The 8,187-nt window shown below is 64.3% G+C and carries 8 protein-coding genes; 5 read left to right on the plus strand and 3 right to left on the minus strand.

Translation table 11 applies throughout. From position 1 onward, the window contains the following. Positions 1–44: 44 nt before the first annotated feature. The gene (locus tag P24_RS19380) at positions 45–293 is read left to right on the plus strand and encodes a hypothetical protein (protein WP_008945595.1); all 249 of its coding nucleotides are present in this window, start codon (positions 45–47) and stop codon (positions 291–293) included. 122 nt (positions 294–415) lie between these two features. Next, a complete protein-coding gene (gene aceA / locus P24_RS15030; RefSeq protein ID WP_008945596.1) occupies positions 416–1,744 on the plus strand; it encodes an isocitrate lyase in 1,329 nt (442 codons plus the stop codon). Positions 1,745–1,915: 171 nt separating this feature from the next. Here the strand turns inward: aceA and P24_RS15035 are convergent, their stop codons facing one another. Then, a complete protein-coding gene (locus P24_RS15035; protein WP_008945597.1) occupies positions 1,916–2,566 on the minus strand; it encodes a TetR/AcrR family transcriptional regulator in 651 nt (216 codons plus the stop codon). Between the two features lie 124 nt (positions 2,567–2,690). Here P24_RS15035 and P24_RS15040 point away from each other — a divergent pair, with 124 nt between their 5' ends. Continuing rightward, a complete protein-coding gene (locus P24_RS15040) occupies positions 2,691–3,137 on the plus strand; it encodes an ABA4-like family protein (RefSeq protein WP_008945598.1) in 447 nt (148 codons plus the stop codon). Beyond that, a complete protein-coding gene (locus tag P24_RS15045; protein ID WP_008945599.1) occupies positions 3,134–3,943 on the plus strand; it encodes a hypothetical protein in 810 nt (269 codons plus the stop codon). Before P24_RS15040 ends, P24_RS15045 begins: the two co-directional genes overlap by 4 nt. A gap of 11 nt (positions 3,944–3,954) precedes the next feature. Here P24_RS15045 and P24_RS15050 read toward each other — a convergent pair whose 3' ends face one another. Both P24_RS15050 and purD read right to left on the minus strand, forming a co-directional pair. After that, complete coding sequence (locus P24_RS15050; protein ID WP_008945600.1) at positions 3,955–5,796, minus strand: bifunctional diguanylate cyclase/phosphodiesterase; 1,842 nt, start codon at positions 5,794–5,796, stop codon at positions 3,955–3,957. Positions 5,797–6,025: 229 nt separating this feature from the next. Further along, the gene (gene purD, locus P24_RS15055; RefSeq protein WP_008945601.1) at positions 6,026–7,315 is read right to left on the minus strand and encodes a phosphoribosylamine--glycine ligase; all 1,290 of its coding nucleotides are present in this window, start codon (positions 7,313–7,315) and stop codon (positions 6,026–6,028) included. A 60-nt stretch (positions 7,316–7,375) separates the two neighbouring features. On the opposite strand from purD, the gene xseA reads away from it, so the two are divergent. Further along, a partial coding sequence (gene xseA, locus P24_RS15060; protein ID WP_008945602.1) for an exodeoxyribonuclease VII large subunit occupies positions 7,376–8,187 on the plus strand: 812 nt, incomplete at its 3' end.

The raw sequence follows: 8,187 nt of genomic DNA on the forward strand, positions 1-8,187 counted from the left end.
CAACAGCCCGCGCCATTGCGGAGCAGAGATTGAGGAGACCGACCATGCAGGACCAGAACAACCGCACCATGCCTCCGCAAGAGGATTACTGCACCATCATCGCGCCCTCCATGGCGGAGGCGATGCGCCAGTTCACCGCCCGCGGGCTTGACCGCGAAGGCTACAGCATCGCCGGCCGCGTCGGCCGCCATGAGTTGCTGCTGGCCGATGGCGAGGCCACGACCGAGCTGTTTGCCGGCGAGAAGATGTTCGCCGCCACCTTCGTCCGCCGCCGCGCCGCGGCGACCGCCTGACCGCTTCCCTCAACCTCCTCGGCGGCGTTCCGGCCAAAGGCAGAAAGACCGAAGCCGCGCCGCTCTTTTCTTCCGACGACAGAGATCGGGTCGCCACCAGGCCCAGCAGATTGGAGACTATAATGCTCGACCAGCCGATGAATTTCCCGCCCTCCGGCGGCGCGCCGAATGAACCCTTCCCCGCGCCGGAATGGGCGCCGGACCGCTGGCGCACTGTTGCCCGTACCTACACGATGGCGGATGTCCGTCGGCTGTCGGGCTCGCTGCCGATACGCCACACGCTGGCCGAGAACGGCGCACGCAAGCTCTGGCAGCTGCTGCATGAGGAGGATTTCGTCCCGACGCTGGGCACCTTCACCGGCAACCAGGCGGTGCAGCAGGTGAAGGCGGGGCTGAAGGCGATCTACCTGTCGGGCTGGCAGGTTGCCGCCGATGCCAACACCAGCGGCAATATGTATCCGGACCAGAGTCTGTATCCGGTGGACAGCGTGCCGTCCATCGTGCGGCGTATCAACAAGGCGCTGCAGCGGGCCGACCAGATCCAGACCATGGAACGGCAGGACGGCCAGAAGACCCCCCAGGAGTCGGGCGATCACGACTTCTTCGTGCCGATCATCGCCGATGCGGAAGCCGGTTTCGGCGGTCCGCTGAATGTCTTCGAGCTGATGAAGGCGATGATCGAGGCGGGGGCTGCCGCCGTGCATTTCGAGGATCAGCTCGCCTCGGAGAAGAAGTGCGGCCATATGGGCGGCAAGGTGCTGGTGCCGACCAGCCAGTTCGTCCGCACGCTGAACGCCGCGCGGCTGGCCAGTGACGTGATGGGCGTGCCGTCCATCATCATGGCCCGCACCGATGCGGAGGCGGCGCGCCTCATCACCTCCGACGTGGACGAGTATGACGCGCCCTTCATCACCGGCGAGCGCACGGCAGAGGGCTTCTTCCGGCTGAAGGGCGGCTTCGACTGCGCCATCGCGCGCGGTCTTGCCTACGCGCCCTATGCCGACCTGATCTGGTGCGAGACATCGACGCCCAATCTGGAGGATGCGAAGCGCTTTGCCGAGGCGATCCGCAAGCAGTATCCCGACCAGATGCTGGCCTATAACTGCTCGCCCTCCTTCAACTGGGCGAAGCATCTGGACCAGGCGCAGATGAAGGTGTTCCAGCGCGAGCTGGGAGCGATGGGCTACAAGTACCAGTTCATCACCCTGGCCGGGTTCCACAACCTCTCCTACACGACCTTCGACCTGGCGCGGCGCTACAAGACCGACGGCATGGCCGCCTACAGCCAGCTGCAGCAGGCCGAGTTCGCGGCGGAGAAGGACGGCTTCTCCGCGACCCGCCACCAGCGCGAGGTCGGCACCTCCTACTTCGATGCGGTGTCGATGGCGGTGTCGTCCGGTCAGAGCGCCACAACGGCGATGGCCGACTCGACCGAAACGGCGCAGTTCTGAGGCAATAGGATCTGGGCGGAACAGGGGAGGCGCCTCAAAAGTTTCGCGGATTACCGGTGCCCGGTCCGGTTCAAACCGGTCCGGGGTCAAGGGGCCGCCGGCGATCCGCGAAAACAGAATAAACAGGGACCGCTACCAAGGAACCCCGGAGAGCCCTTCTCCGGGGTTCTTCTATGTGCGGGAAAGGCGGCGCAGCACTTCCGCCAGAATCCGCTGCCGGACCTCGGCGGGCTGGGTCTGCAGATATTTGAGCCGGCCGGAATTCATCAGATCCGCCATGCCATGCACGACGGACCAGATGCCTGCCACCTCGGCCATCAGGGATTCGTCCTGCATCAGGCCGGCAAGCGATGTGCTACCGGTATCTCCGCGCAGCCGCCGCACACCCTCCACCAGATGCAGAAAGGCCGCCGAGGCCGCCCTGTCTAGCGCGGGATCGGTAAAGTCCGGCCGGTCGGACGAGAAGATCAGCCGGAACAGCGCCGGGCTGCGTGCCGCGAAATCCAGATAGCCCTGGCCGGCAGCGTTCATCTGCGCCGCCGGGTCCGACGCGGCGGTGCGCTGGGCCGCCCGCATGCTTTCCAGAAAGCGCGCGAAGCCTTCTGTTGCCAGGGCGGTCAGCAGGCCGCCCGCATCGCCGAAATGATGCGCCGGGGCGGCGTGGCTGACGCCGGCGCGCTTGGCGACGCCGCGCAATGAGAAGGCTTCCACGCCCTTGTCCGTCAGCTCCGCCTCGGCCGCCTCGATCAGCGCCGCGCGCAGATTACCGTGGTGATACTGCCGGCCCGATGCCGCCTCGGCGGGTTTTGCGTCTTCCTGCATGGTTCTTTCCGGTTGCGGTCCAGCCTTCTGAATAGCGCCTCCTGGAAGCCCGGTCAAAATAATCTTGACATCGTCAGGATTCGCAATCATTCCTATCTTTACATCGTCAAGTTAGGAGGTTGTGATGTCCCCCGATGCATTGTTCCAACTGGCAAACACGGCTGCCCTGCTGGGCTGGGCCGGGCTGCTGGCCACGCCGCTGGCGCCGCGTCTGTTGCCGCGCCTCTCCGCCCTGCTGGTGCCGGGCCTCTTGTCGCTGGCCTATACCGGCCTGATTCTGGCCTTCTGGTCGGGGGCGCAAGGCGGCTTCGATACGCTTGAGAATGTGATGATCCTGTTCACCCAGCCGGAAATCGTGCTGGCCGGCTGGCTGCATTACCTGGCCTTCGACCTGTTTGTCGGGGCCTGGGAAGTGCGCGCGGGCCAGCGCGCCGGCATGTCGTTCTGGCTGGTCCTGCCCTGCCTGCCGCTGACCTTCCTGTTCGGCCCGGCGGGTTTCGTCGCCTTCCTCATCCTGCGTGTCGCCCACCAGTCCGTTCGCCCGACCGTGGCGGGGCAGGTGGCGTCATGAGCACGCTGGCAATGCAGGGGGCCGGCTTCCGGCCCGTCCGTCCGCTCAATCGGTTGTTCCTTGACCTGTTTGGCGCGGAAAAACTGTTCGCCGCAACGGCACTGGTGTTGATGCTGATGATCCCGCCGACACTGCTGGCGATGGCCTTCGACGGCCGCACGTTGCTGGGCGAGAATCTCTGGATCAAGCCGCTGAAGTTCGAGATTTCCCTCACGCTGTATTTCCTGACGCTGGCCTTCTTCGCGCGCTGGCTTCCGGAAGGGATGACGGAGACCCGCTGGTACCGCCTGTTTGCGGGCGGGGTCGTGCTCAGCACGGGGCTGGAGATGCTCTGGATTGGTGCTGCCGCGACACAGGGAATCCAGTCGCATTTCAATACGACGAGCCCGCTGATGGCGGCGCTCTATCCGATGATGGGGGCGCTGGCGACCTACCTGACCTCATCGAGCCTGATCTACGGGCTGGCGATCCGCCGTGCCGGCGGGCTGGCGCTGGAGCCGGCCTTCCGCTTCTCGCTGATCTGGGGGCTGATCCTGACCTTCGCGCTGACCGTGCCGGTGGCCGGCGGCATGGCGGTCGCCTTTCCCGGTCATGCTGTCGGGGCGGGCGACCTGCGGGTGCCGCACTTCCTGGCCACCCATGCGATGCATTTCCTGCCGGTGGCGGGCTATGCGGCGGGCCGGCTGCTGCCCGCGGGGATGGCATTGCCGGCGGTGCGGTTCTTCACCCTGGGCTTCGTGCTGTTCGTGGCCTACAGCTTCGCCGAGGCGGCGATGGGCTTCGGGTTCCTTGGCCTGATCTTCTGACGGGTGGCGGTTCAGTCGGCAGAATCGAGGATCTGGACCGCCATGCCGTTCTCCGCCCCCTTGGCCTGCTTCTTCAGCTTGCCGACGGTATCCATCATCGTATCCGGCGAGCAGCAACGCCGCCCGGCCGGAACATGCAGCAGCGCCGCGCTGCAGGTCATCAGCCGATAGCGGTGGGGTTGACCGTCCCGGTCCGTGGCGTCGATATAGCCCTTCGCCCGCGCCTCGGAATCGTAGAAGCTGGCGATATCCTCGGCGAAGGTGCGACACAGATCGCTCACCATTTCGGCCGCACTCTCCGGCGCCACGCCTTCCAGCGCCAGGAAGAAATCGTCGCCGCCAACATGGCCGATCAGCGCCGCGCGGTTCACGAAATGCTTCTGCAGCAGTTCGGCGAACAGCAGGATCGCCCGGTCGCCCTGCCGGAAGCCGTAGGTGTCGTTGAACGGTTTGAAATTATCGAAGTCGAAATAGACCAGCGTGACCGCCAGTTCGGGGTCCGTCGCCGCCGTGGCGACATAGGCGTGGATCGAATTGTTGCCGGGCAGCTTGGTCAGCGGGTTCTGGTCGCGCGCGGTGGCGATATTCTTCTCGTTGATCAGCCGCAGCAGCGAGGTGGTGGACAGGAAGCCGACATAGCGCTGGTCGGTGACGATCAGGATTCCCTCGGCATTTTCCGCCAGCGCGAAGATTTCCAGGATCTTGCCAGTATCGTCATGGATATCGGCCACCGGGCAGTGGGTGATGAAATCCTTCAGCGCCTTGCCATAGGCCTTGTTGTGGATCAGGTCGCGGCCATAGGGCGAGTAGATGTAATCCTTCAGCGCTTCCTCGCGCACGATGCCGATCGGCTCCCCCTGACGGTCGATCACCGGAAAGAAGGTGCGCTGCTTGTTGGTCCGGAAGGTCTCGAACACGTCCTTCATGTCGGTATCGACCGTCAGCGGCTGGATGAACTCCATGGCCAGCCGGTCGCCGGCATTGCCATCCCGGGAGGCACGGCGGTCGCGCAGCGTGATCTGCGCCACATGCTCGTAGTGATCCTGAATCTGCGCCAGTTCCGTGGTCGGACGGGCCACGAAATAGCCCTGCACCAGGTCGCAGCCGATATCCCGGCAGGTGATCAGTTCGGCCTCGGTCTCCACCCCTTCGGCGACCACGATGATGCCCAGCACATGCGCCAGATCGACGATGGTGGAAACGAACAGCTTCTTCTTCGGATCGCGTTCGATGCCGGTGATGAAGAACCGGTCGATCTTCACCTTGTCGGGCTGATAATCGTACAGCAGCTTCAGGCCCGAGAAACCGGTGCCGAAATCGTCAATCGCCAGCAGGTAGGATTGCGTGCGGTAGCTGCGCAGCACCCGCATGGAATCCGCAATATTGCTGGTGTCATGGCGTTCCGTCAGCTCGAAACAGACCGATCGCGGATCAATCCCATGGCGCTCGATGATCGGCAGCGTCTGGTTGGGCTGGTAGTCCGGCGATTCCAGCAGCCTGGGATCGAGGTTGAAGAACAGCTTCCGTTCGGTGCTGCCCGGCAGCTGCGCGAATTTCGCGATGGCCTTCTCGCGCAGCAGCATGTCGGCCTTGTGCAGCAGATTCTCGCTGTAGGCATGATCGAAAAGCTGCTGGATGCTCTTGAAGCCGATGGTTTCCGCGCCGCGCAGCAAGGCTTCATAGCCATAGCAGGTGCCGCTGCGGATATTCACGATCGGCTGGAAGGCATAATCGATATGCTCGCGCAGGGATGCCAGGAACCGGGCATTGGCATCGGCGCTGCGGCGGCCGATGGTGATGGCGGGCAAAATGGTGCCGCCGCCGTCGCTGAGATCGTCCCGGTTAAATGACATTTTCTCTTTCTGTGCAGACGGTTGCTCCCGGATTATCCGGCAGCGTTTCAGTGCAGTTTCAACCGACTATTAGCGCAGCATCGACAATCTGGAAATCCATCCACAGCCGATGAAACAGAAAATTCATTTAGATATGGTAAACAAAACAAAGAATTTTAAGGAATTTTCCACCGATATAGATAATGAATCCCGAATGTAGCTGACGGGAAAGTAAAACAAAAAGCGACGTTCAGTTGCTGTTCTTAAGTGCAGCGAGGGCGCGCCAGCCAATATCCCGCCGATAAAACCCTTCCGGCCAGTCGATGCGGGCTATGGCGTCATAGGCATTCTTCTGTGCGACCGCCAGGTCTTTGCCAAGAGCGGTTACGCCCAGCACGCGGCCCCCAGTTGCCACTAACCGGTATGCCTCGTCGCGCGCGGTCCCGGCATGGAAGACAACCAGGTCATTGGCATCCGGCAGCGCCTCCAGCCCCCGTATTTCCGTGCCCTTCTTGTAGCTTCCGGGGTAGCCGTTGCTGGCCATCACCACGCACATGGCCGGCTCGTCATGCCAGCGCAGATCGAAATGGCCGAGCTGCCGGTCGGCCGTGGCGAGAAGGGCGGGCAGGATGTCGCTCTTCAGCCGCATCATCAGCACCTGGCATTCGGGATCGCCGAAGCGGACATTGTATTCGATGAGACGCGGGCCGGTTTCGGTGATCATCAGCCCGGCATAGAGCACGCCGGTGAAGGGATAGCCCTCCGCCTTCATGCCGGCCACGGTCGGCAGGATGATCTCAGCCATGATGCGCGCGGCCATCGCCTTGTCGACGATGGGGGCCGGCGAATAGGCGCCCATGCCGCCGGTGTTCGGCCCGGTGTCGCCGTCGCCGACGCGCTTGTGATCCTGCGCATTGCCGAAGGGAATTGCCGTCTCGCCATCGGCCAGGGCGAAGAAGCTGGCCTCCTCGCCCTGCATGAATTCCTCGATGACGAGTTCCGCGCCGGCGCTGCCGAAGGCCTTGTCCGCCATCATCATGTCGATGGCGTCCATCGCTTCCCACTCGGTCATGGCGACGACCACGCCCTTGCCGGCGGCCAGCCCGTCCGCCTTCACGACGATGGGCGCGCCCTGCTGGTGCACGAAATCCTTCGCCTGCTCGATATTGGTGAAGCGGCCATAGGCGGCGGTCGGGATGTTGTGGCGGGCGCAGAAATCCTTCATGAAGCCTTTGGAGCCTTCCAGCGCCGCGGCGGCCCGGCGCGGGCCGAAGGATTTGATCCCGGCGGCGTCCAGCGCATCGACCAGCCCGGCGACCAGCGGCGCTTCCGGCCCGACCACCACAAAATCGATGGCATTATCCGTGGCGAAGCGGACCACGCCTTCGATATCCTCGGCGGCGACGGGGACGCATTCGGCCAGCTGCGCGATGCCGGCATTGCCGGGGGCGCAATAGAGCGTGTCGCACAGCGGCGAGGCAGACAGCGCCCAGGCCAGCGCATGTTCCCTGCCGCCCGATCCGACCAGAAGAATCTTCATGCTTCTTTCTCCACCGCCGCTGGATTCCTTTCGCGAGGCGGGTCTTGTATCATAGAGCGCATGACATTCGACACACTTCAGAACGAGCCCGGCTCTGCTCCCGGAAATGTCCCCGTCTTTTCCGTCGGCGAGCTGTCGCAGGCGGTGAAGCGCACCATCGAAGGCACCTTCGAGCGGGTGCGTGTGCGCGGCGAGGTCTCCGGCTTCAAGCGCCATTCCTCCGGCCATCTCTACCTGTCGCTGAAGGACGATCAGGCGGTGCTGGCCGCCGTGTGCTGGCGCGGCCAGGCCGGCCGGCTGTCGATCCAGCCGGAAGACGGGATGGAGGTGATCTGCATTGGGCGGCTGACCACCTATCCCGGCCAGTCGAAATACCAGCTCGTCATCGAGCAGATGGAGCTGGCCGGCGAGGGCGCGCTGCTGAAACTGCTGGAGGAGCGCAAGCGCAAGCTGGCGGCTGAAGGCCTGTTCGCCGCCGAGCGCAAGCGCGCGCTGCCCTATCTGCCGCGCGTGATCGGCGTCATCACCTCGCCGACCGGGGCGGTGATCCGCGACATCCTGCATCGTCTGTCCGACCGTTTCCCGCGCCATGTGCTGGTCTGGCCGGTCGCCGTACAGGGCGAGGCCTCGGCGGCGCAGGTCGCGGCGGCCGTACGCGGGTTCAACGAATTGCCGGCCGACGGTCCGGTGCCGCGCCCGGATGTGCTGATCGTCGCGCGTGGCGGCGGCAGCCTGGAGGATCTCTGGGGCTTCAACGAGGAGATCGTGGTGCGCGCCGTCGCCGAGAGCGCCATTCCGGTGATCTCCGCCGTCGGGCATGAGACCGATACGACGCTGATCGACTTCGCGTCCGACCGGCGGGCGCCGACCCC

The organism is Oceanibaculum indicum P24, from assembly GCF_000299935.1.
GTDB classification, from domain to species: domain Bacteria; phylum Pseudomonadota; class Alphaproteobacteria; order Oceanibaculales; family Oceanibaculaceae; genus Oceanibaculum; species Oceanibaculum indicum.

Bases quoted from the DNA above. Each gene is read 5' to 3' on its own strand.
- P24_RS19380 (WP_008945595.1), top strand. From the start codon at position 45: ATGCAGGACCAGAACAACCGCACCATGCCTCCGCAAGAGGATTACTGC.
- aceA (WP_008945596.1), top strand. From the start codon at position 416: ATGCTCGACCAGCCGATGAATTTCCCGCCCTCCGGCGGCGCGCCGAAT.
- P24_RS15035 (WP_008945597.1), bottom strand. From the start codon at position 2,566: ATGCAGGAAGACGCAAAACCCGCCGAGGCGGCATCGGGCCGGCAGTAT.
- P24_RS15040 (WP_008945598.1), top strand. From the start codon at position 2,691: ATGTCCCCCGATGCATTGTTCCAACTGGCAAACACGGCTGCCCTGCTG.
- P24_RS15045 (WP_008945599.1), top strand. From the start codon at position 3,134: ATGAGCACGCTGGCAATGCAGGGGGCCGGCTTCCGGCCCGTCCGTCCG.
- P24_RS15050 (WP_008945600.1), bottom strand. From the start codon at position 5,796: ATGTCATTTAACCGGGACGATCTCAGCGACGGCGGCGGCACCATTTTG.
- purD (WP_008945601.1), bottom strand. From the start codon at position 7,315: ATGAAGATTCTTCTGGTCGGATCGGGCGGCAGGGAACATGCGCTGGCC.